Origin of the sequence: Bacteroides sp. MSB163 (assembly GCF_036416795.1) — a bacterium.
Classification (GTDB): Bacteria; Bacteroidota; Bacteroidia; order Bacteroidales; family Bacteroidaceae; genus Bacteroides; species Bacteroides maternus.
In genome coordinates this window covers 4,855,471-4,879,547 of record NZ_CP143867.1, presented here as the reverse complement: position 1 = coordinate 4,879,547, position 24,077 = coordinate 4,855,471, and the positions used below count along the sequence as shown (strand labels likewise).

24 protein-coding genes are annotated in these 24,077 nt (G+C 42.4%); 15 read left to right on the top strand and 9 right to left on the bottom strand.

Annotated features, from left to right (window positions below; translation table 11 throughout):
* Window positions 1-161 precede the first annotated feature (161 nt).
* Window positions 162-983: a 3-methyl-2-oxobutanoate hydroxymethyltransferase gene (gene panB / locus VYM24_RS18895; protein WP_007213965.1), complete on the top strand. Its 822-nt coding sequence runs from the start codon at window positions 162-164 to the stop codon at window positions 981-983.
* Window positions 964-2,007, top strand: coding sequence for an MFS transporter (locus tag VYM24_RS18890; protein ID WP_330940642.1), 1,044 nt, complete (start codon window positions 964-966; stop codon window positions 2,005-2,007). The genes panB and VYM24_RS18890 overlap by 20 nt, the downstream gene beginning before the upstream one ends.
* Before the next feature lie 64 nt (window positions 2,008-2,071).
* On the opposite strand, the gene VYM24_RS18885 is transcribed toward VYM24_RS18890, so the two are convergent.
* Both VYM24_RS18885 and VYM24_RS18880 read right to left on the bottom strand, forming a co-directional pair.
* Window positions 2,072-2,428, bottom strand: coding sequence for a diacylglycerol kinase family protein (locus tag VYM24_RS18885; RefSeq protein WP_299092715.1), 357 nt, complete (start codon window positions 2,426-2,428; stop codon window positions 2,072-2,074).
* 45 nt (window positions 2,429-2,473) lie between these two features.
* A complete protein-coding gene (locus tag VYM24_RS18880; protein ID WP_330940641.1) occupies window positions 2,474-4,696 on the bottom strand; it encodes a RelA/SpoT family protein in 2,223 nt (740 codons plus the stop codon).
* A 105-nt stretch (window positions 4,697-4,801) separates the two neighbouring features.
* On the opposite strand from VYM24_RS18880, the gene VYM24_RS18875 reads away from it, so the two are divergent.
* Complete coding sequence (locus tag VYM24_RS18875) at window positions 4,802-6,319, top strand: DUF4301 family protein (protein ID WP_291554072.1); 1,518 nt, start codon at window positions 4,802-4,804, stop codon at window positions 6,317-6,319.
* A 113-nt stretch (window positions 6,320-6,432) separates the two neighbouring features.
* Here the strand turns inward: VYM24_RS18875 and VYM24_RS18870 are convergent, their stop codons facing one another.
* The 3 genes from VYM24_RS18870 to VYM24_RS18860 form a co-directional block, all read right to left on the bottom strand.
* Window positions 6,433-8,847, bottom strand: a complete 2,415-nt coding sequence (locus VYM24_RS18870) for a TonB-dependent receptor (protein WP_330940640.1) — start codon at window positions 8,845-8,847, stop codon at window positions 6,433-6,435.
* Between the two features lie 107 nt (window positions 8,848-8,954).
* The gene (locus VYM24_RS18865; protein WP_330940639.1) at window positions 8,955-9,344 is read right to left on the bottom strand and encodes an RNA recognition motif domain-containing protein; all 390 of its coding nucleotides are present in this window, start codon (window positions 9,342-9,344) and stop codon (window positions 8,955-8,957) included.
* 22 nt (window positions 9,345-9,366) lie between these two features.
* The gene (locus tag VYM24_RS18860) at window positions 9,367-9,816 is read right to left on the bottom strand and encodes a cold-shock protein (protein ID WP_291554078.1); all 450 of its coding nucleotides are present in this window, start codon (window positions 9,814-9,816) and stop codon (window positions 9,367-9,369) included.
* Between the two features lie 327 nt (window positions 9,817-10,143).
* Between VYM24_RS18860 and purT the strand changes: the two genes are divergently transcribed.
* Entirely contained in the window at window positions 10,144-11,310 is a 1,167-nt protein-coding gene (purT, locus tag VYM24_RS18855; protein ID WP_291554080.1) for a formate-dependent phosphoribosylglycinamide formyltransferase, read from the top strand.
* 58 nt (window positions 11,311-11,368) lie between these two features.
* Here the strand turns inward: purT and rpiA are convergent, their stop codons facing one another.
* The 3 genes from rpiA to VYM24_RS18840 all read right to left on the bottom strand — a co-directional run bounded on the left by rpiA (window position 11,369) and on the right by VYM24_RS18840 (window position 12,819).
* Window positions 11,369-12,070, bottom strand: a complete 702-nt coding sequence (rpiA, locus tag VYM24_RS18850) for a ribose 5-phosphate isomerase A (protein ID WP_330940638.1) — start codon at window positions 12,068-12,070, stop codon at window positions 11,369-11,371.
* A gap of 12 nt (window positions 12,071-12,082) precedes the next feature.
* Window positions 12,083-12,253 (bottom strand): hypothetical protein, encoded by a 171-nt coding sequence (locus tag VYM24_RS18845; RefSeq protein ID WP_007213977.1) that lies wholly within the window; start codon window positions 12,251-12,253, stop codon window positions 12,083-12,085.
* An 80-nt stretch (window positions 12,254-12,333) separates the two neighbouring features.
* Window positions 12,334-12,819, bottom strand: a complete 486-nt coding sequence (locus tag VYM24_RS18840; RefSeq protein WP_330940637.1) for a PepSY-like domain-containing protein — start codon at window positions 12,817-12,819, stop codon at window positions 12,334-12,336.
* A gap of 169 nt (window positions 12,820-12,988) precedes the next feature.
* On the opposite strand from VYM24_RS18840, the gene VYM24_RS18835 reads away from it, so the two are divergent.
* Window positions 12,989-14,455: a RimK family protein gene (locus VYM24_RS18835; RefSeq protein WP_291554087.1), complete on the top strand. Its 1,467-nt coding sequence runs from the start codon at window positions 12,989-12,991 to the stop codon at window positions 14,453-14,455.
* A gap of 5 nt (window positions 14,456-14,460) precedes the next feature.
* Window positions 14,461-14,922 carry a ribosomal protein S18-alanine N-acetyltransferase gene (rimI, locus tag VYM24_RS18830; protein ID WP_118402360.1) on the top strand — a complete coding sequence of 154 codons (462 nt, stop codon included), beginning with the start codon at window positions 14,461-14,463 and terminating at the stop codon, window positions 14,920-14,922.
* A 321-nt stretch (window positions 14,923-15,243) separates the two neighbouring features.
* Here the strand turns inward: rimI and VYM24_RS18825 are convergent, their stop codons facing one another.
* Window positions 15,244-16,188, bottom strand: coding sequence for a Dyp-type peroxidase (locus tag VYM24_RS18825; RefSeq protein WP_291553505.1), 945 nt, complete (start codon window positions 16,186-16,188; stop codon window positions 15,244-15,246).
* A gap of 379 nt (window positions 16,189-16,567) precedes the next feature.
* Between VYM24_RS18825 and atpD the strand changes: the two genes are divergently transcribed.
* The 9 genes from atpD to VYM24_RS18780 all read left to right on the top strand — a co-directional run bounded on the left by atpD (window position 16,568) and on the right by VYM24_RS18780 (window position 24,067).
* Window positions 16,568-18,088, top strand: coding sequence for a F0F1 ATP synthase subunit beta (gene atpD, locus VYM24_RS18820; RefSeq protein WP_149934159.1), 1,521 nt, complete (start codon window positions 16,568-16,570; stop codon window positions 18,086-18,088).
* Window positions 18,089-18,111: 23 nt separating this feature from the next.
* A complete protein-coding gene (atpC, locus tag VYM24_RS18815) occupies window positions 18,112-18,357 on the top strand; it encodes an ATP synthase F1 subunit epsilon (RefSeq protein WP_118402357.1) in 246 nt (81 codons plus the stop codon).
* Window positions 18,358-18,407: 50 nt separating this feature from the next.
* Window positions 18,408-18,833: a hypothetical protein gene (locus tag VYM24_RS18810; protein ID WP_007218358.1), complete on the top strand. Its 426-nt coding sequence runs from the start codon at window positions 18,408-18,410 to the stop codon at window positions 18,831-18,833.
* On the top strand, window positions 18,817-19,968 hold the full coding sequence (atpB, locus tag VYM24_RS18805) for a F0F1 ATP synthase subunit A (protein ID WP_118402356.1): 1,152 nt from the start codon (window positions 18,817-18,819) through the stop codon (window positions 19,966-19,968). Before VYM24_RS18810 ends, atpB begins: the two co-directional genes overlap by 17 nt.
* 27 nt (window positions 19,969-19,995) lie before the next feature.
* Window positions 19,996-20,253, top strand: a complete 258-nt coding sequence (gene atpE / locus VYM24_RS18800; RefSeq protein ID WP_007213986.1) for an ATP synthase F0 subunit C — start codon at window positions 19,996-19,998, stop codon at window positions 20,251-20,253.
* A gap of 19 nt (window positions 20,254-20,272) precedes the next feature.
* The gene (gene atpF, locus VYM24_RS18795) at window positions 20,273-20,779 is read left to right on the top strand and encodes a F0F1 ATP synthase subunit B (RefSeq protein WP_007213987.1); all 507 of its coding nucleotides are present in this window, start codon (window positions 20,273-20,275) and stop codon (window positions 20,777-20,779) included.
* A gap of 76 nt (window positions 20,780-20,855) precedes the next feature.
* A complete protein-coding gene (locus VYM24_RS18790; protein WP_118402354.1) occupies window positions 20,856-21,416 on the top strand; it encodes a F0F1 ATP synthase subunit delta in 561 nt (186 codons plus the stop codon).
* Window positions 21,417-21,514: 98 nt separating this feature from the next.
* Window positions 21,515-23,098: a F0F1 ATP synthase subunit alpha gene (atpA, locus tag VYM24_RS18785; RefSeq protein WP_291553501.1), complete on the top strand. Its 1,584-nt coding sequence runs from the start codon at window positions 21,515-21,517 to the stop codon at window positions 23,096-23,098.
* Window positions 23,099-23,179: 81 nt separating this feature from the next.
* Entirely contained in the window at window positions 23,180-24,067 is an 888-nt protein-coding gene (locus VYM24_RS18780) for a F0F1 ATP synthase subunit gamma (protein ID WP_291553499.1), read from the top strand.
* Window positions 24,068-24,077: the final 10 nt, after the last annotated feature.

Below are 24,077 nucleotides of genomic sequence, written 5' to 3'. Positions count from 1 at the left end.
TTGTATAATGAAACAAATGTATGTAAAAATATTGAATAAGTGATTCGCCTGCATTTAAAACTTTATCATAATTTTATGAGGTTATTAATTTAAAGTTATACCTTTGCGCCCAAATTTTGAGAAATAATAACTCATAACTAATAACTTATAACTAAATAATTATGGCTGGTTATATTTCAGATGACACTCGAAAAGTGACTACTCATCGCCTTGTAGAGATGAAGCAGAGAGGCGAAAAGATATCTATGTTGACGTCTTACGACTATACTATGGCGCAGATTGTGGACGGTGCAGGCATGGATGTAATCCTGGTAGGCGACTCTGCCAGTAATGTGATGGCAGGTAATGTGACTACGCTTCCGATTACCCTCGACCAGATGATATATCATGCAAAATCCGTAGTTCGTGGTGTGAAACGTGCTATGGTGGTGGTGGATATGCCTTTTGGATCTTACCAAGGTAATGAGATGGAAGGTCTTGCTTCGGCTATCCGTATTATGAAAGAGAGTCATGCAGACGCTCTGAAACTGGAGGGTGGTGAAGAAATTATAGGTACGGTGAAACGTATCCTCAGTGCCGGTATCCCTATTATGGGACATCTCGGGCTGATGCCGCAATCTATCAATAAATACGGTACTTATACGGTTCGTGCGAAAGATGATACAGAAGCTGAAAAACTGATCAGTGACGCTCATATGCTGGAAGAAGCCGGCTGTTTTGCCATTGTACTGGAGAAAATACCTGCCGCTCTGGCCGAACGTGTGGCAAGTGAACTGACCATTCCTATTATCGGTATCGGTGCCGGTGGTGGAGTAGATGGCCAGGTGTTGGTGATTCAGGATATGCTGGGAATGAACAATGGTTTCCGTCCTCGTTTCCTGCGTCGTTATGCCGATCTGCATACAGTGATGACTGATGCTATCAGCCGTTATGTATCTGATGTCAAGAACTTAGATTTCCCGAATGAGAAAGAGCAATATTGATAATCTTTGGTCACTGGGCTTTATGAGGATGTGCTTTGCCAATTTCCTGCTTTTTGCATCCATCTACATGCTTTTCCCGGTGCTTCCCTCAGTGATGATGTCCCGGTTGGGCATTTCCACAGGGCAGGCCGGCAGCATGTTTCTGGTATTTGCAGCGGCGATGTTCCTGGTGGGGCCGTTTCATGCATATCTGGGAGATGAGTATAAGCGGAAACGTGTACTTGTCTATTCCATATTTGTGATATTGGGAACGACTTTAGGCTATATCTTTGTCGATACTTTTCCGAGATTGCTGATGCTTGCTGCTATGCAGGGTGGAGCATTCGGATTGGCTACGACGGCAGGTATTACGGTGGCCATCGATATCACTACTGCTTCGCGCCGTAGTGCCGGAAATCTGGGCTTTGCACTGGCAGCCCGCTTGGGTATGCTGGTAGGAGTGGTAGCGGGAATATGGATGTTCCAGCTCAAAGGTTTCAGTATGACGGCATATTTTTCTATATTATGCAGTATATTCAGTATTCTATTTGCATTGCGGGTATATGTAGCTTTCCGTGCACCGATAGGAGTGGGGTATTGCAATCTTGACCGTTTCTTGTTGTTGCGGAGTTGGCTTCCCGCCCTCAATTTGGTACTGATTGCTTTTATTCCCGGTATTGCATTATTGTTAATCAAACAAGGGGATTATGCTGCACTGTTTTTTCTCGTTGTTCTGGTAGTGCTTACGATACCTTTTACGAAGATATTTGTTAAACTCTCGCAACATTGTCAACGGGGAACAGCGAATACAACTTGCCATTTGGCCATGGAAACCGGTATTCTGATTGGTCTTGCAGTTTGTTGTTTTCTATCGGATCATGGAGAAATGTATTCCGAATTAGCAAATGGAACCGGTATCGCAGATATTTATCTATATACTGATTTTCAGTTGATTTATAAGGTAATCAGTATTGGAATCCTGGTAGCTTTGGCTTCCTTCTTTTTGCTGACGTATCCTTATTATAAGAGGAAAAAAGTAAGATAATTGTCTGGCACGGATCATGCAGATTTGTATCAGGAAAAGAATCTGGTAATCTGCGCCTGAGTATTTATAAATACGGGAGAAAAATAATGATCCCGATAATTGCCGCCGCAACAGCGCACACTAGCACTGCTCCGGCGGCAATGTCTTTTACCTGCCCTGCAATGGGGTGACGCTCGGGAGAAACCAGATCCACCAATTTCTCAATGGCTGTATTGAACAGTTCCGCGGCTATTACCACGCCAATACATAAGATAATGACTATCCATTCTGTACGTGTTATGCCAAAGAAAAAACCGGCAGCTATCACCACTGCTGTAGTAATGAGATGAAAACTTAAGTTCTGTTCTTTCCCTACACATTGCCGGATACCTTTCCAGGCATATCCGAAACTGCGGATCTGTTTTTTAAAACTATATTTCATAAGTCATTTAATTCATCATTCATTATTCTTCATTCATTTTTCTTCTCAGCTTCTTGAAACTTGTTTCACTCCCTTCACCGTCCTCAGCTTCTTGAGCAGTGTCTCCAGTCGTCCTGTATCACCTACCATAATAGTCATCGTTCCGGAGAATAAACCATCATGGGAGTCAATGCCGATAGAGCGCAATGAGATATCATTTTCTTTGGATATGATCGAAGTGATATTTGTAACAATGCCTATATCATCATGTCCCACAACGCGTAGCGTAATCGGATACTGCGTACCTTGCGATTTACCGGCCCAGCGTGCTTTTACAATCCGGTATCCGAATCGTTCACGTAACTGTGTGGCGTTAGGGCAGTCACTACGATGTATCTTGATGCCGCCGGTCACACTAACAAAACCGAAAACATCATCTCCATAAATCGGACTACAGCAGCGTGCCAGCTTGAAGTCCAGTCCTTTCAGATCCTGATCAATTACCAGTACATCCTCTTTCGAACGGGTGATTTCATCGTTCTGTGTCTGTTGCAAATTATATCCCTCAGCACTGCGGTATGTGATGTCGTCATGCGTATCACTTTCCCTCCTCTGCTGTTCCAGATATTTATCGATGATTTCATTTACATCCAGTGTTTCATCTGCGATGCTTTGATAAAAGTCTGTCACTGTCTTGAAGCCGAGACGTTTGATCAAGCGCATCATTACGGCTTCATCATATTCTATTTTCCGGTTCTTGAATTTACGCTCTATCGTTTCTTTGGCAAAGGCATGCTGGCGGGCAACCATCTCCTTCAATGCCTGGCGTATCTTGGTACGTGCCTTGGAGCTGGTTACAATATTCAGCCAATCCTGTTTGGGTGTCTGTGTATTCGATGTCATAATTTCCACCTGATCACCACTATTCAGCACTTGCCGCAATTGGGCATTCTTACCGTTTACTTTTGCACCGATACACTTACATCCTAATTTGCTATGGATGTGGAAGGCAAAATCCAGTACCGTAGCTCCCTTGCCTAACTTGAACAGATCGCCTTTCGGAGTGAATACGAAGACCTCATCCTCGTATAAATCCAGTTTGAACTGGTCCATAGCTTCCAGCCCGTTACTATCCGAGTTTTCTAATGCTTCACGGACAGTGGTCAGCCATTCATCCAATCCCGTTTCTCCCTTTACACCTTTGTAACGCCAGTGAGCGGCGAGTCCCCGTTCGGCGATATCGTCCATGCGTTCGGTACGTATCTGTACTTCCACCCATTTGCCTTCGGGACCCATTACAGTGATGTGTAATGACTCGTAACCGTTGCTTTTGGGTACAGATAGCCAGTCACGCAAGCGCTTCGGGTTAGGTTGGTACATATCTGTTACAATGGAGTATGCTTGCCAGCATTCCTGCTTTTCTTTATCTACAGGTGAATCCAGGATAATGCGGATGGCGAATAAGTCATATACCCCTTCGAACGGACATTTCTGTTTCTTCATCTTCTGATAGATGGAGTGAATGGACTTTGTACGTCCTTTGATGTGGAAATGCAATCCGGCCTCCTCCAGTTTCTTCTGCATCGGAGCGATGAAGGCGGCAATATACTTGTCGCGGGACGCTTTTGTTTCGTTCAGCTTATCCTTGATGTGATAGTAAACCTCTTTCTCCGTATATTTCAGTGAAAGGTCTTCCAGCTCCGATTTCAGCTTATATAAACCTAGTTTGTGGGCGAGGGGAGCGTACAGGTAGGCCGCTTCATTTGCCACTTGCCGACGGGCTTCGTCATTCTTGCTGTCTTTGATTTGCCGCATGATGTTCACGCGGTCTGCAATCATTATTAGGATCACACGCATATCTTCCGCAAACGAGAGCAACAGGTTGCGGAAGTTTTCTGATTCGATAGTCGGGCTTTTGGAGTAAAGCTCATTTACGCGGATGAGTCCGCGGATGATACCTGCCACGTCTTCACCGAAGGCGGCTTGCACTTCTTCGGGGGTACAAGCTCCGTTTCTCACGCTTTCATGCAGCATGATGCCCAGAATAGACGCCCGTTTCATTCCGATTTCTTCGGCCACGATAACGGCAGTCTGCATATCTTTAACCAGTGGATTCAGTCCGAAGGTGTCACGCTGAACTCGGTTATCCTTTATAGAGTTGATAAGATGTGTTTTCAGTTTTCTACAGTCACCTTTCTGTAATGTCTCACCGGTCAACTGCAATAATTTTCTGTAGAGAGAGAAGAGAGATTCCTTCTCTTCAGTAGTGAAAAATTCATCTCTTTCCATAATCGTCCATTTTTGTTGGCCAAAGGTAGAATTTTTCTTCTTTTCTATTATAAGGCTTGTGCTTTTTTTGTATTTTTGGCAATCAATTAATAAAAAATAGATAGTATGATAACACCGCAAGACAAAGAGTTGCTTAGGCAAAAAGGTATTTCAGAAGAGCAGATAGCTGAACAGCTGACCTGTTTTGAGAAAGGTTTCCCGTACTTAAAGCTGGCTGCTGCCGCTTCATTGGAAAAAGGTATTCTGGCACCTGCAGCAGAAGAGCAGAAGCTCTATCTCGATGCATGGGATGCATATACGCGGACAGATAAAGTAGTAGTGAAGTTTGTTCCTGCTTCAGGTGCGGCAAGCCGTATGTTCAAGAATTTATTCGAATTTCTCGGGGCTGATTATGATGTGCCCGAAACTAAATTCGAAAAAACATTTTTTGAGCAGATTGAAAAGTTCGCTTTCTATAATGACTTGAATGCCGCCTGTGAGAAAGCATTCGAGAAGAACATTCCCGCATTGATGGCTGGGGGTGATTATAAAGCTGTAGTGGCTGCATTGCTTGAGGCGGCAGGATTGAATTATGGTGCGCTTCCGAAAGGTTTGCTGAAGTTCCACAGATATGAAGATGGAAGCCGTACTCCATTGGAAGAACATCTTGTGGAAGGTGCTCTCTATGCGGCTAATAAGAATGGAAAAGTAAACGTACACTTTACTGTCTCTCCCGAACATCGCCGTTTATTCGAAGCATTGGTGGCTGACAAAGCAGCCGTTTATGCAAAGAAATACGGAGTGGATTATAATGTTACTTTCTCTGAACAGAAGCCTAGCACGGATACGGTTGCTGCTGATATGGATAACCAGCCTTTCCGTGATAATGGCAAATTATTGTTCCGTCCGGGTGGTCATGGCGCATTGATCGAGAATCTGAATGATCTTGATGCAGATATTATCTTTATCAAGAATATCGACAATGTGGTGCCCGATAAGTTGAAAGGCGACACCGTGTTGTATAAGAAGCTGATTGCCGGAGTATTAGTGGCGCTGCAACAAAAAGCATTTGCTTATCTGGAACTTTTGGATAGTGGCAGATATACTCACGAGCAAGTGCTTGAAATTCTGCAATTCCTGCAAAAGAAATTATTCTGCAAGAATCCTGAGACAAAGAATTTGGAGGATGCCGAACTTGTACTTTATCTGAAAGAGAAACTGAACCGTCCGATGCGCGTATGTGGTATGGTGAAAAATGTAGGCGAGCCGGGTGGCGGTCCGTTCCTGGCATATAATAATGACGGTACTATTTCCCTGCAAATTCTTGAAAGTTCTCAAATTGATATGGACGATCCGGAGAAGAAAGAGATGTTCGAAAAGGGTACGCACTTTAATCCTGTAGATTTGGTTTGTGCTGTGCGCGATTATAAGGGCCATAAGTTTGATCTTGTTAATTTCGTAGATAAGGCTACCGGTTTCATCTCTTACAAATCGAAGAACGGTAAAGAACTCAAGGCACTTGAACTTCCAGGATTGTGGAACGGTGCTATGAGTGATTGGAATACGGTGTTTGTAGAAGTTTCTTTGAGTACGTTTAATCCGGTAAAGACGGTGAATGATTTGCTGAGGGAACAACATCAATAAATGATATTTCAATAATAAGAAAAGTGTCATAGTTTTATTATAATAGCCGGAATGATTTATTTGAGATCATTCCGGCTATTTACTTTTTGTAGGTCAATAACAAAGGCCTGGCATTAGAATTCTACGGTAACTCCAATCGACGGTAATATCGTTCCACTTTCCTGTTTCAGATATTTCATCTTGTATCTTTGTTTTCCTACAGGCGCAGACGGGTTTTCAATAACTCCTGTACTCATAATCACATCCTGCTGCTTCAACTTACTTCCTGTGATATTCTGCAAATCGAGATAAAAACCTACCATGCAGCGATGAAAATAGAAAGATTTATCTACACGAATATCGAGTTGGGCGAAATTGGGTAGACGCTCCGTATTGTATTTTGAATAATCATAATACGGACGCCCCTGTGCATCCCAGGCTTCAACTAATGAGGATTTTTCTTCATCGTAAGGAGTGTAAGGGGCACCACCTATATAACTCAATTTTCCTCCGATACTCCAACGATGTGGAAGATTATACGTACCGCTTACGTTGAGAATGAAACGGTTGTCCCACGCAGAAGAGATGTATTTGATTCCGGAGGGGATCTTATCATCACTGCCGGCATTTCCATTGCGATATTCGCTGCGGAAGACTGTGAGGGAAGATACAAAGTTGAAACGTCCCGGTATCTGCCAACGCAACATGGTTTCTACACCATAAGCACGCCCTCGTGCAGTTGGTATCAATGCCTCATTACCTACTGTGCCGTAATCGTCTCCCTTACATGCCAGAGGGATGTCATCACGGAGAGAAAGAGGCATACGGCTGTAACGCTTAAAGAAACCTTCTGCCGAAATCATCAACCTATTCTGTAAATGCCAATCAAGTCCGAGGCTGGTCTCCATCACTTGCATATACTTTAAATTCTTATTTGCATAAAGGCCATCGTTGTCCTTAAAACCTAATGCTGTATAAGGTGGTAATTGGTAATATAGACCTGTATTTCCGCTTAATGTCCATTGCTGGGTTAGTTCGTAAGATAAGGAGAGGCGGGGAGAGAGCTGTTTCCATAATTCTTTCATCTCCTTATTGTAGTTGTTACCATCTGTACGGATGCCTGCGGATGCGGAAAAACGTTTATTGGCAGTGGTATAATCTGTTGAGAAGAAACCGCCCCAACTGAATATGTTCAAATCCGTCCGGTAATCAGAGAGTGTAGAGGTTATACCGAATATTCGCTGATTCGTTTGATTCGTATAGTTGGAATAATTCATTTCTGCACCTTCCTTCAATGTCCATTGCCCTAATCTCGTTTGGTTTTCAAAGCGCAGGCTGGTCTTTTGCTCTACTGAACGAAGCCGGAGTGTCAGATTGTCTTCGGAAGATTCATCATTATTCAGATATTTTATATTACGATTGTTCAGGTAGTTATGGCTTAAGGTGACCGATTGTACATGTTTCCCTGCATAATGGCGGTATGAAGCTCCCACTGTGAATGTCTCCTGGTGAATGGTAGGTAGATAACTTAATATGTATTCCGCGTCTTCTCCTTTCTCGTCTGTATTCAGTTTCATCTTATCAATGCCGACTAAGCCAAGTAGGATCAGCTCATCATGTGCTGACAGTTTGGTCTTCAATTTGAATTGACCGTCAATGAAGTTTGGCAGGAAAGGAAGTCCCAAAGTCTTGAACAGTAGTTGCAGATAAGATTGACGTATAGAAAACAGATAGGTTGTCTTATCGCTCAAATGTCCGTTGCCGCTGAAAGAAACTTCGGATGCTCCCAGGGTTGCCTTAAATATCTGTTTGTCCGGGTTGCCATTGCGCAGACGAAAATCTAATACTGAACTCATGGCTCCGGAACGATTGGCCGGAAATGCTCCGGTGTAGAAACTGATTTCCCGTATCAAATCTGCATTGACTATACTAACCGGGCCACCCGATGCTCCCTGTGTGGCAAAATGGTTGATATTAGGTATTTCTATTCCATCCATATAGAAGCGATTCTCGGAAGGTGATCCGCCTCGTACTATTAAGTCGTTTCTATAACCGATGGGAGAGAAAGAGACACCCGGATAGGCTCGCACGATGCGTGAGATATCGCGGTTTCCTCCCGGACTTTTTTCTATCTCCTGCAAGCCGATAATCCTCATACTTACCGGACTTTCCACCGTTTTCCGGAAAGGAGAGGGAGTGACCACTATTGCTGATAGCATATTTTCATCTTCTTCTATCTCTATCTCGATGAAAGGCGTAGAGGCGGAAACCAAATACTCGGAGGTCACTGTGCTTTTATAACCTATCAGTGTTGCTTCGAAGCGATAAATACCAGGGGGTATCTGCTCTATACAAAATATCCCTAGAGAATCTGTCGATGCTCCCTTGCCGGGAATACCTACAACTACGACATTAGCATACGCTACCGGTTGGCGGGACTGCTTGTCGATAATCTTTCCACGCACGGAGTAATCGACTGTTGCAGCGTGGATGCAGACATTGCACAATAGCAATGAAAGAGTCAGTAATATGTGTTTGGTTCTTATCATAATATACAAATATAGATATTATTGATATATATAGGTGTGATATGGGTATAAAAAAACTGCCCGGGAATATTCCCGAACAGTTTTCATTTCTTTGCTAAGTTGTAAGATTAATATCTTCCACCGCGATCTCCGCCGCCATAGCCACCGCCACGATTGCCGCCGCCGTAGCCACCGCCACGATTGCCACCACCGTAGCCGCCGCCACGATTGCCACCGCCGCCATAGCCACCACGGTTGCCGCCTGCAGGTCTTTCTGTTCTGGGGCGAGCTACGCTTACTGCAATGCTCTTGCCTTCAAATTCTGTTTCGTTAAGAGTGTCAATAGCCTTCTGACCTTCTTCATCATTCGGCATTTCTACGAAGCCGAAACCGCGTGAACGTCCCGTCTCTCTGTCGTTAATAATGTAGGCTGAAGTTACTTCGCCATACTGTGAAAATAATTCCTGTAAGCTGTCACTGTTTGTGTTCCAGCTTAGGTTTGCAACATAAATGTTCATTTCTTTTTGTAAGTTAAAATTGTTATTTATTAATGATTGAGATCCGCACGGCGTTCATACCTCGCGTACCACGTTCAATTTCAAATGTTACGTTATCCCCTTCGGTTATCCCTTCGGGAGCGGAAGTAACGTGGAAAAAATATTTCTCACCACTTCCTAAATCTTTAATAAAACCATAACCTCTGGACACATTAAAATGTTCAATACGTCCGTTTAATGGCAGAACTTCTTCTGCTTCGTCTTTTTTCGGAATTGATATTTCTATTTCAGAAGCATCTATTTCTTCTTTAGGCTTAACACCTTCTGGTGTGGAATGAAGAATACCGTTTTCGTCCACATAAGCCAGCATCTCTTCGAAGCTACGGCTACCGCTGCTCAAGCGTTCTTCTTTTCTCTTTTGTTTTTCTTCTCGCTTACTCTGTTTCGCTTTTTCTCTGTCTCTTTTACTTGATGTTACTCTTTTTACTGCCATTCTTTAATTATTATATATTATGCAGTTTATATACTGCACTTAGTTTTTCTGACTAATAGCTGCACCTAATCCGTTCAGGATTCATACAACAATTTAATCTTGTGACGAACAAAGGAGCTGATTATGAGGTCATTTTGGGATGGAATAATTTGCGGAATACCGCAAAAGCAAACATGCACAAAGAAGATTTCAGAATAAACCCTATTGTTTATGCTACAAAGATACAGATAAAAATGAGCTATCCATTCGTTTTTTAAATTATTTAAAGCGGTAGCTACTTATTTTTTTACGTACATTTGTGCTTCTTAATATAAACACATAGCAAAAATGAAGAAGATTTTATTGTTAGGTTCCGGTGAACTGGGCAAAGAGTTTGTGATTTCTGCCCAACGAAAAGGTCAATATATTATTGCCTGTGATTCATATGCCGGAGCACCTGCCATGCAGGTGGCTGACGAATATGAGGTATTTAGCATGCTTGACGGCGATGCATTGGAACGTGTAGTACGTAAACACCAGCCGGATATCATTGTCCCGGAAATCGAGGCCATCCGTACAGAACGTCTTTACGATTTTGAGAAGGAAGGTATTCAGGTGGTACCCAGTGCCCGTGCCGTAAACTTTACCATGAACCGCAAGGCTATCCGTGATTTGGCCGCACAGGAGTTGGGACTGAAAACTGCTAAATATTTTTATGCAAAAACTCTGGATGAGTTGAAAGCTGCTTCTGAAAAGATTGGTTTTCCTTGCGTAGTGAAGCCGTTGATGTCTTCTTCGGGCAAGGGGCAGTCTCTTGTGAAGAGTGCGGATGAATTGGAGCATGCCTGGGAATATGGCTGTAATGGTAGCCGTGGTGATATAAAAGAATTGATTATTGAAGAATTTATCAAGTTTGATAGTGAGATAACATTGCTTACGGTGACGCAAAAGAATGGGCCTACATTGTTCTGCCCGCCCATCGGACATGTGCAGAAAGGGGGCGATTATCGTGAAAGTTTTCAGCCGGCGCACATTGATCCTGCTCATTTGAAGGAAGCGCAGGAAATGGCTGAGAAAGTGACACGGGCTCTGACCGGTGCCGGTCTGTGGGGAGTTGAATTTTTCTTGAGCCATGAAAATGGAGTTTATTTCTCGGAACTTTCTCCGCGTCCGCATGATACGGGTATGGTGACATTGGCAGGAACACAAAATTTGAATGAATTTGAACTTCATTTGCGTGCTGTACTAGGCTTGCCTATTCCAAACATCAAGCAAGAGCGTATTGGTGCCAGTGCTGTGATTCTTTCAAATATTGCCAGCCAGGAACGTCCTGATTATCGTGGTATTGAAGAGGTGACGAAAGAAGAAGATACTTATCTCCGCATTTTCGGTAAGCCGACGACGCGCGTCAATCGGCGTATGGGCGTGGTGTTATGCTATGCACCGTTAAAGTCAGATCTGGATGCATTGAGAGATAAGGCTAAGCGAATTGCAGAAAAGATTGAAGTGTATTAAGGCTTACTTATTAGATAAAAGAAAAGCAGTTGTCACAGATTGAGTGGCAGCTGCTTTTTTATTTCGCAACTACTATTTCAACATCATATCCGATAAAAAGCCCGCTTTCAATTACTCCGGTAATTGCTTTCAGGTTTTGTTCCAAAGAAGGGTCAACATAACTGAAGCGGGTATCAAAAATAAAGTTACCGTTTTCGGTAAGAACAGGCCCGTCTTTTCCACCGGCAAGACGCAATTTCACGTCAGAAGCTCCCAGCCGTTGCATCTCGCTTTCTGCAAAAGTTAATGCACTTGGAAACACTTCTACAGGTATTGGAAAATGACTTCCTAAATGATCTACCAGTTTTGTATCATCAATGATAATGAAGTTTTTACTACTGCTTTTTAGCAGAAGTTTTTCTTTGAACATGGCTCCACCACGTCCCTTAATCAGACTTTTCTCCGGATCTACTTCATCAGCACCATTAAAAGCCCAGTCTGGACGTTTATTCCAAAGGGTCGTTTGTGGTATATCCAATTGTATGCAGGTCATGGAAATTTCTGCGGAGGCAGGGATAACTTCTATATGTAGAGATTCTTTGCGAATACGTTCCGCTAATGCGAATAGCGTCAGATAAACGGTAGAACCGGAGCCGGCTCCGATCACATCACCATCCTTCGCCATTGCAGCAATTTCCTGCGCTACGATTTCTTTGCCCTCACGATTAATGATTGCATTCGACCATTGCAAATGATTTATCAGTTGATTATCCCATTTCATTGTCAGAGGTTGCTAATCGTTATTATCTTCTTCATCGTCAGTCAGGTTGTTCAGTTCTACTTCAAGTTCAACCAACTCTTGTTCCCAAATTTTTCTGATGTTTGCCGGCGTATTTTGGGGAGCTTCCTTAATACGTTTTTGAGCTAATGATACTTCATGCTCCAGCTGCGAACGTCTACTCATAAGTCTTGCTATTTATAGTTATTTTTATAGATAACATTCTGTTTGACTCAATTGTTCTTGTATTTGGTAAGAATTTTGTATTACCCGAATAACTCGGGATAGATTTCTCCATCACCACCAGATACATCAAGGCTCTGTAGTAGTTTACCGTCAGGAGCATAGAAAAGCTGAATTTCTCTGTCAGAGTTATACTCTTCTATATCGATAATTACTACAGTAGGCATTTGGGGGAAGGTAATTATCTTTATATATCTGATTTGTATAGGAGGCGTCTCTGTCTGCATAAATGCTTTAGCTACGGGAGCAGGGACATTTTCCAGGCTTTCGACATTTGTCTCTGTCATTATCCATTGGGCGTTGTTTCCAAACCAGGCGTTCATTTCGTGGCTATCTGAAACGAATCCGGCAATGTGGTAATCACTTTTATGCGTCCATTCCACGGTCGTCACTTTAGGATACATCTTTTTGAAAGTTTCCTGTACTTTTTCCGGAGTATTTTCCGCGCATACGGAAGCAGATATCAGCAACAACAAGCCTGCCAATAAACTGAATTTAAACTTTTTCATAATCAAGGTCTGTTTTTAGTTGCTATTAGAAACAACCCTGGGAAGCTTTTGTTTGTTGCATTTTTGAGCAAAAACAGAGTTGCTTTCATTCTTTGAAAATAATTATTGAGTCTGTGATATTTTGTATTGCTTAATTCACTACTTTCGAGCACTTTTTTAAAAAGATGAAATGAACAATGTATTGATCCTTGTAGACAGCTTGGATGATTGGAAACCATATTCCAAAACAAACAGCATTTTAACAGTATCTGACTACCTGAAGTATAAATCACCGGGAAAGGATCGTAAATTAGTAATCAACCTGAGTAATGATTATAGCTATAACTCCGAAGGCTATTATTGCTCGTTATTAGCCCAGACGAGGGGGCATAAAGTTATTCCCGGAGTAGATATAATTAATAAGGTGGAAGCAGGTGCAGGTATCCGTATGGATAGCAGTCTTCAAAAGCTTTGTTATCAATGGATTCAGAAAAATGAAATAAACGATGATCTTTGGTCTCTGAATGTATACTTTGGCACTTGCAAAGAGAAAGGATTGGAGCGTATAGCCCGTTTTATTTTTGAGAATTATCCGGCTCCTTTATTGCGGGTTACATTAAATACGCGACATAAGAATCAGATAGAAAATATTCAGTTTTTACCTTTGAGCTCATTGAATAATGAGGAAGAGGATTATTTCGCTAATGCTCTGGATTTGTTTAACAGAAAAGTGTGGCGCAATCCTCAGGCTTCGAAATCGGTAAGATACAACCTGGCTATATTGTATGATCCGGATGAAAAATTTCCGCCAAGCGATAAAAAGGCACTTCACAAACTACTTGAACTGGCTAAGAAGATGGATATTCATGCCGAATTGCTAACTGAGGAAGATGCCACACGACTGATGGAGTTTGATGCCTTATTTATTCGTACCACTACTTCGTTAAACCATTACACGTTCCGGCTTTCACAATTGGCCACACAAAATGGGTTGGCTGTTATAGATGATCCTCAATCTATTATCCGCTGTACCAATAAGGTTTATCTGAAAGAATTGTTTGAGAAGGAAAAGATTCCGGCACCGCTTTCCATATTACTATTCAAATCGAATGTCAACTCTTATGAGGAGATTACGGAACAACTTGGTAGTCCTTTTATCCTGAAAATCCCAGATGGTTCTTTCTCTATTGGTATGAAGAAAGTCAATAATGAGATCGAGTTGGATGAAGCGTTGAAAGTATTGTTTGAGAAGTCATCTATACTGCTGGCTCAGGAGTTCACTCCAACAGATTTTGACTGGCGTATCGGCATTCTGAATGGAGAGCCTCTCTATGCGTGTAAGTATTATATGGCTAAGGGACATTGGCAAATCTATTGCCATTATGCTTCCGGACGGAGCCGCTGCGGATTGGTGGAGACTATTCCTATTTATCAAGTGCCACGTAAGGTATTGGATACAGCGCTGCGCGCGGCTTCTTTTATTGGGAAAGGCCTGTATGGAGTAGATTTGAAAATGATAAATGACCGTGCTATTGTTATTGAGATAAATGATAATCCCAGCATTGACCATGGATTAGAAGACGCCATTCTGGGAGATGAACTCTACTATCGATTACTGAATAACTTTTGGCGTATGTTGGATGTAAAACGTTTCTAATTCGCATGGAACAGCGATTTATACTTCGTTTGGCTGAAATTGATGATATTCCGTCAATTATGGAGATAGAACAAATTTGTTTTGATAAAGATAGTTTTTCAAAGCGTCAGTTTGTTTATCTTATTTCTCAAGCAAAAGGATACTTTTGTGTAGCAGAATATCAGCAAAGGGTGGGGGGCTATTTTAGTGTATTGATAAATCAACGTGCTTGTAGTCTACGTATCTATTCGATAGCTGTTCATCCTGATTTTCGTGGCAAGAAAGTGGGGCAATTACTAATAGATCAGATAACTGTTATTGCTCAAAAACAAGGCTTAAAGAGAATTACTTTGGAAGTGAATGTTTCTAATTCCCCAGCTATTCATTTATATGAAAAAAATGGTTTTAAATGTACTTCCATAAAAGAGAACTATTATCATAACGGGACTTCTGCATATTATATGCAGAGGCCCGCTATAGTTGAATAGATATTCTTCTCTGGAAATTCGGTATCCGAAACAGGAATTAATAAACAAACAGAGAGGCTGATTGCCCCTCTGTTTGTTTATTAATTCCTGTTTAAAAATATGATGTAATACTCTCTTTTCTTTGTCAAATTGTTAACAAGGTCGATAGAATTATTAAACCTTGTTGTAAAATGCCCTGTAAAGGCTCTGAAATTTGGAGAAATCAAGAAAATCCGTACCTTTGCAACGTGTTTTTCATAGTATTAGATTTAAGGTTAACAAAAGATTGGCTGTCTGGGATAGATAGCCTTTTTTTATGTTTGTCCAGCATGGGGCGAACTGCTAATCTTCTCCAAGTAGATTGTAAGACGGTGCAAAGAACAGGGTCCCGGTAACCGCAGTACTAAAATCAAGCAAACGGTCGGTGTTGCCTACAGGATTCCCGATAAACATACTTTCCAACATCTGGTGCGTAGTACTGAATGTACTTGCATATCCAATGAAATAAGTACCGTATTCTCCTTTTGAAGTATTGGCAAATGGCATATTGGCACGTACTATTTTTAAATCATCTCCAATATTTGTTACAGCATTATGTGCATTTGCAGGCTTTTCTTCATCCGACAATTCCACATCATTAAACTTTCTTCGTCCTATTACCTTTTCCTGCTCTTCTACTGGAAGTGCATTCCAAGCATTCATATCGTGAATATACTTCTGTACAAATACATAACTTCCACCCGCAAAATCCGGATCTTCTTCACCAACTACGGCAAAGTGATAAGGATTCTCGTCTACTGCTGGAGATTCTGTTCCATCTACGAAGCCAATGATTGCTTTACCATCCATATATCTGAAACCGTGAGTTTCATCAATAGCTTCAACAGCCCCCTTCAACTTTTCATCGATGATAGAAGCAAATTCGTAACATAGCCCCATTTGCCGTGCCCGGATATGAAACAGTATATCACCGGGAGTGGATACAGCTGTATATTTACTTCCTCTTATTTCTTTGAAAGTTTCCAATTCTTTTGGTTTCCCCTTGCCAAGGAAAATACGATTCCATACATTAGCACTGAAACTTATCGTGCTACTGAACTGTACATCGGGAAAGCGATTACGCATACTACGTATTAACGCTGAGAAATTGGTACATATATCTTTTACTTTGTCGACGGCATCAGGAGATTGATTTAATCCGTAAACGATGAAAATGGCATTTTCACCTTGTCTTTCGGTTACATCCTGTGGGGTGTTTCCTGCGAATGGATTTTGATGTGAATTCATACTTTTTCCTTTCATTAAATTTATACTTCAAAATATAACTTACCAAATGATGTTTTGTTCATACAGAAATAGTGGAATTCCTTCTTAGTATCTGTTGATGAATGTTTAAGCAACGTTAAATGGATGTCGCTTTTTTGTTCTGATTGTAGTAATAATAGTTCAAAAGGGTATAATTTATAGAAAAAACGTTTTCATAGAGTACAACCTGAAAGTTTTTGTGTTTACATTTGCAAAGTTGCTTATGTAACTATTCCGTAAAAATTAAGATTTGAAGCTTTGAACAAAAACTATTCAATAGGTGTTAAGCTCATAGCAGCGGAATGACAAGAACGCGACTTGTAGAGTTTAGAAAAAGAGAAATTATATAAAAAGATTGCTTATGTCACAAATTATCGGACATATCTCTCAGGTCATCGGACCGGTAGTAGACGTCTATTTTGAAGGTACGGATGCCGAACTGATGCTTCCAAGTATCCACGACGCACTGGAGATAAAAAGATCAAACGGAAAAACATTAATCGTAGAAGTGCAGCAACACATTGGCGAAAATACAGTGAGAACTGTAGCAATGGATAGTACGGACGGTTTACAAAGAGGTATGAAAGTGTATCCCACAGGTGGTCCTATTACCATGCCGGTGGGCGACCAGATTAAAGGTCGGTTGATGAATGTAGTGGGTGATTCCATCGATGGTATGAAAGAGTTAGACCGTGCCGGTGCTTATCCCATCCACCGTGATCCTCCTAAGTTTGAAGATTTGACTACCGTACAAGAGGTGCTCTATACAGGTATCAAGGTTATCGACTTGCTGGAACCTTACAGTAAGGGTGGCAAGATCGGTTTGTTCGGTGGTGCTGGTGTAGGTAAAACAGTGCTTATCCAGGAACTCATTAATAACATTGCTAAGAAACAACATGGCTTTTCTGTGTTTGCAGGAGTGGGAGAGCGTACCCGTGAAGGTAACGACTTGCTGCGTGAAATGATTGAATCCGGTGTTATCCGTTATGGTGAAGAGTTCAAGAAAAGTATGGAAGAAGGAAACTGGGATTTATCTAAGGTAGATTACAGTGAAGTGGAGAAATCACAGGTATCCTTGATATTTGGGCAGATGAACGAACCTCCCGGTGCGCGCCAATCAGTGGCATTGTCCGGGCTGACGGTGGCGGAAGCTTTCCGTGACCAAGGTGCTGAAACTGGTGGCTCACGTGATATCCTGTTCTTTATCGATAATATTTTCCGTTTCACACAAGCTGGTTCCGAAGTGTCCGCTTTGTTGGGACGTATGCCTTCGGCTGTAGGTTACCAACCGACGCTGGCTACTGAAATGGGTGCTATGCAGGAGCGTATTACTTCTACCCGAAATGGATCTATCACCTCTGTACAAGCTGTATATGTGCCTGCCGATGACTTGACTGACCCGGCACCTGCTACTACATTTACGCATCTGGATGCCACGACGGTATTGAGTCGCAAAATTACTGAGTTAGGTATTTATCCTGCCGTTGATCCGCTGGAATCTACTTCACGTATCCTCGACCCGCATGTTGTGGGAGAAGAGCATTATGAAGTGGCGCAACGGGTGAAACAAATTCTGCAACGTAACAAGGAATTGCAGGATATTATTTCTATCCTTGGTATGGAAGAACTTTCGGATGCCGACCGTACATTGGTGAATCGTGCACGTCGCGTGCAACGTTTCTTATCTCAGCCTTTTGCTGTTGCCGAACAATTTACAGGTGTACCGGGAACGATGGTGCCCATAGAAGACACTATCAAAGGCTTTAAGATGATTCTGGATGGTGAGGTGGACTATCTACCCGAACCAGCTTTCTTGAATGTCGGTACGATTGAGGAAGCGATAGAGAAAGGTAAGAAATTGCTGGATCAGGTAAATAATTAAAAAATAAAAGAAGGAAAGAGGCTATGAAGAAGTTGTATTTGAACATAGTGTCTCCTGAAAAGGAAATTTATAATGGAGAAGTGGAAAGTGTAACGCTACCTGGCACAATAGGAACGTTTACCATCCTTCCGCAACATGCACCCATTGTGTCTTCGCTTCGTGAAGGTAAGGTGATGTATGTACCGGCAGAAGGAGAAGAACAGACTCTTGACATAGAGGGTGGTTTCATTGAGTTAAGTGGTGGAGTGGTTTCTGCCTGCGTAGACTGACAATAGTCTTTTCATCCTCAATTCTTTCATTCTTAAATTTGAATAATACTATGAGTATCAGCTTGACAAAGCGCAATTTTTTATATCAGATCACCCTGTTGACATTAATAGCAGGATGGGTAGGCGCAGGGATTTTACATTATTTATTGCCTGGACATTATTTTGGAGGATACCCTTTCATTCCGGTATATTTCTTTTTGTTCGGGCTGTTTGAAATATCTATGTTTGATGCTTGCCGTAAGCATGCCCCGCAAAAGATGTTGCTGCTTTACATGGCGATGAAGGTGATGAAGATGTTGCTTTCTGTGATACTCTTGGTGGTGTACTGCTTTGCAGTGCGGGAAGAAGCTAAGTTATTCCTGCTGACATTCATCCTTTACTATATAGTCTATCTGATATATGAGACTTGGTTCTTTTTTACTTATGAAGTAGGAAAGAAACAGAAAAAAGAAAAGAAAAATGAAACAAATGCGTAATCTATTGACCGGAATATTCCTGATGCTGGGAATGCTGCTTACTACCTTGCCTGTTGTGGCACAGGGGATTGAAGCGGAACTTGACAGCGTAGCCAAACGGGATGATGTCACTTCTACTGAACAGAAAGAAAACACGGTGGATGTGAAGGAGATCGTCTTCGGGCACATTGGCGATGCTTACGAGTGGCATATTACCACATGGGGAAAAACGCACGTCACTATCCCATTACCTATTATTGTATATAGCTCGCAGACTGGTTGGCACGCTTTCCTCTCTTCACGGTTGGAAGAAAATGGAGGATCTTATGAAGGATTCTTCATAGCTCCGGTAGGTAGCAGGTACGAAGGTAAGTTGGTTGAGCATGATGCAGCCGGAAACGAAATACGTCCTTGGGATATTTCTATCACAAAAGTAACACTGTCACTGTTGATTAACAGCGTATTGCTGCTTGTCATTATTCTGACCGTTGCCCAGTGGTATCGTAAACATCCGCAAGGTAGTGCGGCTCCGGGCGGCTTCATCGGATTTATGGAGATGTTTATCATGATGGTGAACGACGATATCATTAAGAGTTGTGTAGGGCCGAAGTATCGGAAGTTTGCTCCTTACCTGCTGACAGCGTTCTTCTTCATCTTTATAAATAATATCATGGGGTTGATTCCCATTTTCCCGGGTGGAGCTAATGTGACGGGCAATATTGCTATTACGATGGTTTTGGCACTTTTTACATTTGTTGCCGTCAACCTGTTCGGAACGAAAACCTATTGGAAAGATATTTTTTGGCCGGATGTGCCTTGGTGGCTGAAGGTTCCTGTACCGATGATGCCTTTTATTGAATTCTTCGGTATCTTCACCAAACCATTTGCTTTAATGATCCGTCTTTTTGCTAATATGTTGGCTGGACACATGGCAATGTTGGTGTTAACATGTCTGATCTTTATTTCCGCCAGTATGGGACCTGCGCTTAACGGTACGCTTACCGTGGCATCTGTGCTGTTCAATATCTTTATGAACGCATTGGAACTATTGGTGGCATTTATCCAGGCATACGTATTCACTATGTTGTCTGCCGTGTTTATCGGACTGGCTCAGGAAGAGCATAAAGAAATAAAAGTGAAAGAAAACAACAATTAATAATAAACCATTTAAAAACAAAAGATTATGTTACTATCTGTATTATTGCAAGCTACTGCGGCTGCAGCTGGAATTAGTAAATTAGGTGCAGCAATTGGCGCCGGACTTGCCGTTATTGGCGCAGGTTTGGGTATTGGTAAAATTGGTGGTTCAGCTATGGAGGCTATTGCCCGCCAGCCGGAAGCATCGGGAGACATTCGTATGAACATGATTATCGCTGCTGCGTTGATTGAAGGTGTTGCTCTGTTGGCAGTAGTTGTGTGTCTGTTAGTGTTCTTCTTATAATTAAAACGTAGATAAAATTATGTCATTGTTATTACCCGATAGTGGTCTGCTGTTCTGGATGCTTTTGTCGTTCGGTGTGGTGTTTGTAGTGTTGGCGAAGTATGGCTTTCCTGTTATTACTAAGATGGTAGAAGGCCGTAGAACCTACATAGACCAATCGCTGGAAGTGGCAAAAGAAGCTAATGCGCAACTTCAAAGACTAAAAGCTGAGAGCGAAGCATTGGTTGCTGCTGCCAACAAGGAGCAAGGACGCATCCTGCGGGAGGCGATGCACGAGCGTGACAAGATTATCGTCGAAGCACGCAAGCAGGCGGAAGTCGCCGCACAGAAAGAGCTGGACGATGTGAAGAAGCAGATACAGCAAGAAAAGGAAGAGGCGATACGCGATATCCGTCGCCAGGTTGCCGTGCTTTCTGTGGATATTGCGGAGAAAGTAATCCGTAAGAATCTGGATGAAGAGCACGAACAAATGGAGATGATAGACCGGATGCTGGACGAAGTGCTGGCAGCCTCAAGAAGCAATTAAGTAGCGATAAGCGATTATTGATGAATGATTAGCGAAATGTTGGTTATGAGTCGCTAATCACTAATAATTAAAGGAAATGGATATAGGAATTGTTTCGATGCGATATGCCAAAGCGTTGATAGAATACGCAAAAAGTACGGGGGCTGAAGACCACGTATACCATGAATTGCGTATGCTGGAACGAAGCTTCCGCAAGCATCCTGATTTACGGGAAGCGTTGGATAACCCCATTTTGAAGACTAAGGAGAAGTTTGGTCTGATTTGCACTGCTGCTGTAGGCAATGGAGAAGTGAGCCGGGAATTTTCCCGCTTCATAACACTTGTGTTGAGAAACCGCCGGGAGTATTATTTGCAGTACATCTGCCTGACTTATCTTGATCTATACAGGAAATTGAAGCATATCGGCGTAGGAAAGCTGATTACGTCTGTACCTGTAAGCCGGGAAGTTTGGGAGCGCATTCGAGATAGTGCTTCTACTTTGCTACATGCACAGATGGAGTTACAAACTGAAGTTGATCCTTCGATTGAAGGGGGCTTTATATTTGATATCAACGATTTCCGGCTGGATGCCAGTATCGCCACGCAACTAAAGAGAGTGAAACAACAGTTCATTGATAAGAACAGAAGAATAGTGTGATTTACGATTAGAGTTACTCTACATTGTAAATAGTGAATCGGACTTAATGATGGTAATCTCAATCGTAAATTGTAAATAACTAAATCGTAAATAGAATCATGTCTGAAAATATAAAAGTAAGCGAAGTCTCCGATATTCTCCGTCATCAGTTAGAGGGAATTGATACCCGCGTGCAGTTGGATGAAATCGGTACGGTGCTGCAAGTTAGTGACGGTGTGGCACGTATCTACGGACTGCGCAATGCTGAAGCAAACGAACTGTTGGAGTTTGACAACGGTATCAAGGCGATTGTGATGAATCTGGAAGAGGACAACGTAGGAGCTGTTTTGCTGGGTCCTACAGATAAAATCAAAGAAGGCTACGTCGTAAAGCGTACCAAACGCATTGCTTCCATTATGGTGGGAGAGGGCATGCTGGGACGTGTTATCGATCCCTTGGGAGCACCACTGGATGGTAAGGGACTCATTGGTGGAGAGCTGTGCGAAATGCCTTTGGAACGTAAAGCGCCGGGCGTTATCTTTCGTCAGCCTGTGAACCAGCCGTTACAGACTGGACTAAAAGCTGTGGATGCCATGATACCTATCGGTCGTGGACAGCGTGAGTTAATTATCGGTGACCGTCAGACGGGAAAGACAGCTATTGCCATCGATACGATCATCAACCAGCGTGCGAATTATGAGGCAGGCGATCCTGTATATTGTATTTATGTAGCCATAGGGCAGAAAGGTTCTACTGTAGCTACTATTGTGAATACTTTGCGTGAGAATGGCGCAATGGATTATACGATTGTGGTCGCCGCTACGGCAGGTGATCCCGCAGCGTTGCAGTATTATGCTCCGTTTGCAGGTGCCGCCATTGGTGAATATTTCCGCGATACCGGTCGTCATGCACTGGTGGTTTATGATGACCTTTCCAAGCAGGCGGTAGCTTATCGTGAGGTATCATTGATTTTGCGTCGTCCTTCAGGGCGTGAAGCCTATCCGGGTGATATCTTCTATCTGCATTCCCGTTTGCTGGAACGTGCAGCTCGTATTATCAATCAGGAAGAAGTGGCACGTGAAATGAATGATTTGCCGGAAAGTCTGAAAGGCAAAGTAAAAGGTGGCGGTTCGCTGACTGCACTGCCTATTATCGAGACACAGGCAGGAGACGTATCTGCATACATCCCAACGAATGTGATTTCTATCACTGACGGACAGATTTTCCTTGATACAGACTTGTTTAACCAAGGTAACCGTCCGGCTATCAATGTGGGTATCTCTGTGAGTCGTGTGGGTGGTAATGCTCAGATTAAGGCGATGAAGAAAGTGGCCGGTACATTGAAGATAGACCAGGCACAGTATCGCGAGCTGGAAGCATTTACGAAGTTCAGCGGCGATATGGACCCTGTTACTGCATTGACCATTGATAAAGGACAAAAGAATACCCGTTTATTGGTTCAGCCGCAATACAGTCCGATGCCGGTAGAAAAGCAGATTGCCATTCTGTATTGTGGTACACATGGTTTACTGCGTAATGTTCCGTTGGATAAAGTAACAGATTTCGAAAGGAGTTTCCTTGAAGCGCTTGAAATGAACCACCGCACTGATGTGCTCGATATACTGAAGAGTGGTGTCATTGACGATGATGTCTGCAAGAAGATAGAGGAAACAGCAGATCTGATGTCGAAACAATATTTATAAATAGGTATTAAGTATTATATGGCACTGATAAGTATTTGTGCATTCCTAACACTTAATACCTGATACTTAATACTTAAGTAGATGGGTTCTTTAAAAGAAGTAAAAAACAGAATAAACTCCGTCAAGAGTACGCGTCAGATAACATCGGCGATGAAGATGGTGGCATCCGCTAAGTTGCACAAGGCACAAACACGGATTGAGAATATGCTGCCTTATCAACAGAAGTTGAATGAAATTCTGACTAACTTCTTGTCTACAGATGCTACATTTGAGTCGCCTTATACCGAAGTGCGTCCTGTAACTCGGGTAGCGATCGTGGTTTTCTCATCCAACAGTTCGCTGTGCGGAGCTTTCAATGCGAATGTGGTAAAAAAGCTCGGAGAAACGCTGGAAGAATATAAATCACTTGGTAAAGAGAACGTTCTGATATATCCTGTAGGAAAGAAAGTAGAGCAGGCTGTGAAAAAGCTGGGCTATACATCGCAGGGAAGTTATCAAGAGATGGCGGATAAACCATCATATGTACAAGCATATGAACTTGCTGCGTTATTGATGCAAGAGTTTATGGAAAAGCAAATCGATCGTGTGGAACTGATTTATCATCACTTTAAATCAATGGGTTCGCAGATATTGATGCGTGAAGAATATCTTCCTATTGATTTGAGTAAAGTAGCAGCAACTGCTGCTACAGAAGGATCGGGGAAACGTGGTTTCCAGAATGATTATATTGTAGAACCATCTGTCGGACAGCTGATTGCTGATTTACTGCCGAAGGTATTGAGTCAGAAACTATTTACTGTGCTTCAGGATTCTAATGCTTCTGAACATGCTGCGCGTACACTTGCCATGCAGACTGCAACAGATAATGCGAATGAACTGATACAGGATTTGACGAAGCAATATAACAAGAGCAGGCAACAGGCAATTACAAACGAATTGCTGGATATCATAGCAGGAAGTCTGAAGTGATAAAGCTAAA

Coding starts and splice junctions, on each gene's coding strand:
- atpB (WP_118402356.1), top strand. CDS start 18,817: ATGAAACAAATGCGTAATCTATTGACCGGAATATTCCTGATGCTGGGA.
- atpA (WP_291553501.1), top strand. CDS start 21,515: ATGTCTGAAAATATAAAAGTAAGCGAAGTCTCCGATATTCTCCGTCAT.
- VYM24_RS18810 (WP_007218358.1), top strand. CDS start 18,408: ATGAGTATCAGCTTGACAAAGCGCAATTTTTTATATCAGATCACCCTG.
- VYM24_RS18840 (WP_330940637.1), bottom strand. CDS start 12,819: ATGAAAAAGTTTAAATTCAGTTTATTGGCAGGCTTGTTGTTGCTGATA.
- atpC (WP_118402357.1), top strand. CDS start 18,112: ATGAAGAAGTTGTATTTGAACATAGTGTCTCCTGAAAAGGAAATTTAT.
- purT (WP_291554080.1), top strand. CDS start 10,144: ATGAAGAAGATTTTATTGTTAGGTTCCGGTGAACTGGGCAAAGAGTTT.
- atpF (WP_007213987.1), top strand. CDS start 20,273: ATGTCATTGTTATTACCCGATAGTGGTCTGCTGTTCTGGATGCTTTTG.
- panB (WP_007213965.1), top strand. CDS start 162: ATGGCTGGTTATATTTCAGATGACACTCGAAAAGTGACTACTCATCGC.
- rimI (WP_118402360.1), top strand. CDS start 14,461: ATGGAACAGCGATTTATACTTCGTTTGGCTGAAATTGATGATATTCCG.
- VYM24_RS18845 (WP_007213977.1), bottom strand. CDS start 12,253: ATGAGTAGACGTTCGCAGCTGGAGCATGAAGTATCATTAGCTCAAAAA.
- VYM24_RS18835 (WP_291554087.1), top strand. CDS start 12,989: ATGAACAATGTATTGATCCTTGTAGACAGCTTGGATGATTGGAAACCA.
- atpD (WP_149934159.1), top strand. CDS start 16,568: ATGTCACAAATTATCGGACATATCTCTCAGGTCATCGGACCGGTAGTA.
- VYM24_RS18790 (WP_118402354.1), top strand. CDS start 20,856: ATGGATATAGGAATTGTTTCGATGCGATATGCCAAAGCGTTGATAGAA.
- VYM24_RS18880 (WP_330940641.1), bottom strand. CDS start 4,696: ATGGAAAGAGATGAATTTTTCACTACTGAAGAGAAGGAATCTCTCTTC.
- VYM24_RS18865 (WP_330940639.1), bottom strand. CDS start 9,344: ATGAACATTTATGTTGCAAACCTAAGCTGGAACACAAACAGTGACAGC.
- VYM24_RS18890 (WP_330940642.1), top strand. CDS start 964: ATGAGAAAGAGCAATATTGATAATCTTTGGTCACTGGGCTTTATGAGG.
- VYM24_RS18885 (WP_299092715.1), bottom strand. CDS start 2,428: ATGAAATATAGTTTTAAAAAACAGATCCGCAGTTTCGGATATGCCTGG.
- VYM24_RS18860 (WP_291554078.1), bottom strand. CDS start 9,816: ATGGCAGTAAAAAGAGTAACATCAAGTAAAAGAGACAGAGAAAAAGCG.
- VYM24_RS18780 (WP_291553499.1), top strand. CDS start 23,180: ATGGGTTCTTTAAAAGAAGTAAAAAACAGAATAAACTCCGTCAAGAGT.
- VYM24_RS18870 (WP_330940640.1), bottom strand. CDS start 8,847: ATGATAAGAACCAAACACATATTACTGACTCTTTCATTGCTATTGTGC.
- rpiA (WP_330940638.1), bottom strand. CDS start 12,070: ATGAAATGGGATAATCAACTGATAAATCATTTGCAATGGTCGAATGCA.
- VYM24_RS18825 (WP_291553505.1), bottom strand. CDS start 16,188: ATGAATTCACATCAAAATCCATTCGCAGGAAACACCCCACAGGATGTA.
- VYM24_RS18875 (WP_291554072.1), top strand. CDS start 4,802: ATGATAACACCGCAAGACAAAGAGTTGCTTAGGCAAAAAGGTATTTCA.
- atpE (WP_007213986.1), top strand. CDS start 19,996: ATGTTACTATCTGTATTATTGCAAGCTACTGCGGCTGCAGCTGGAATT.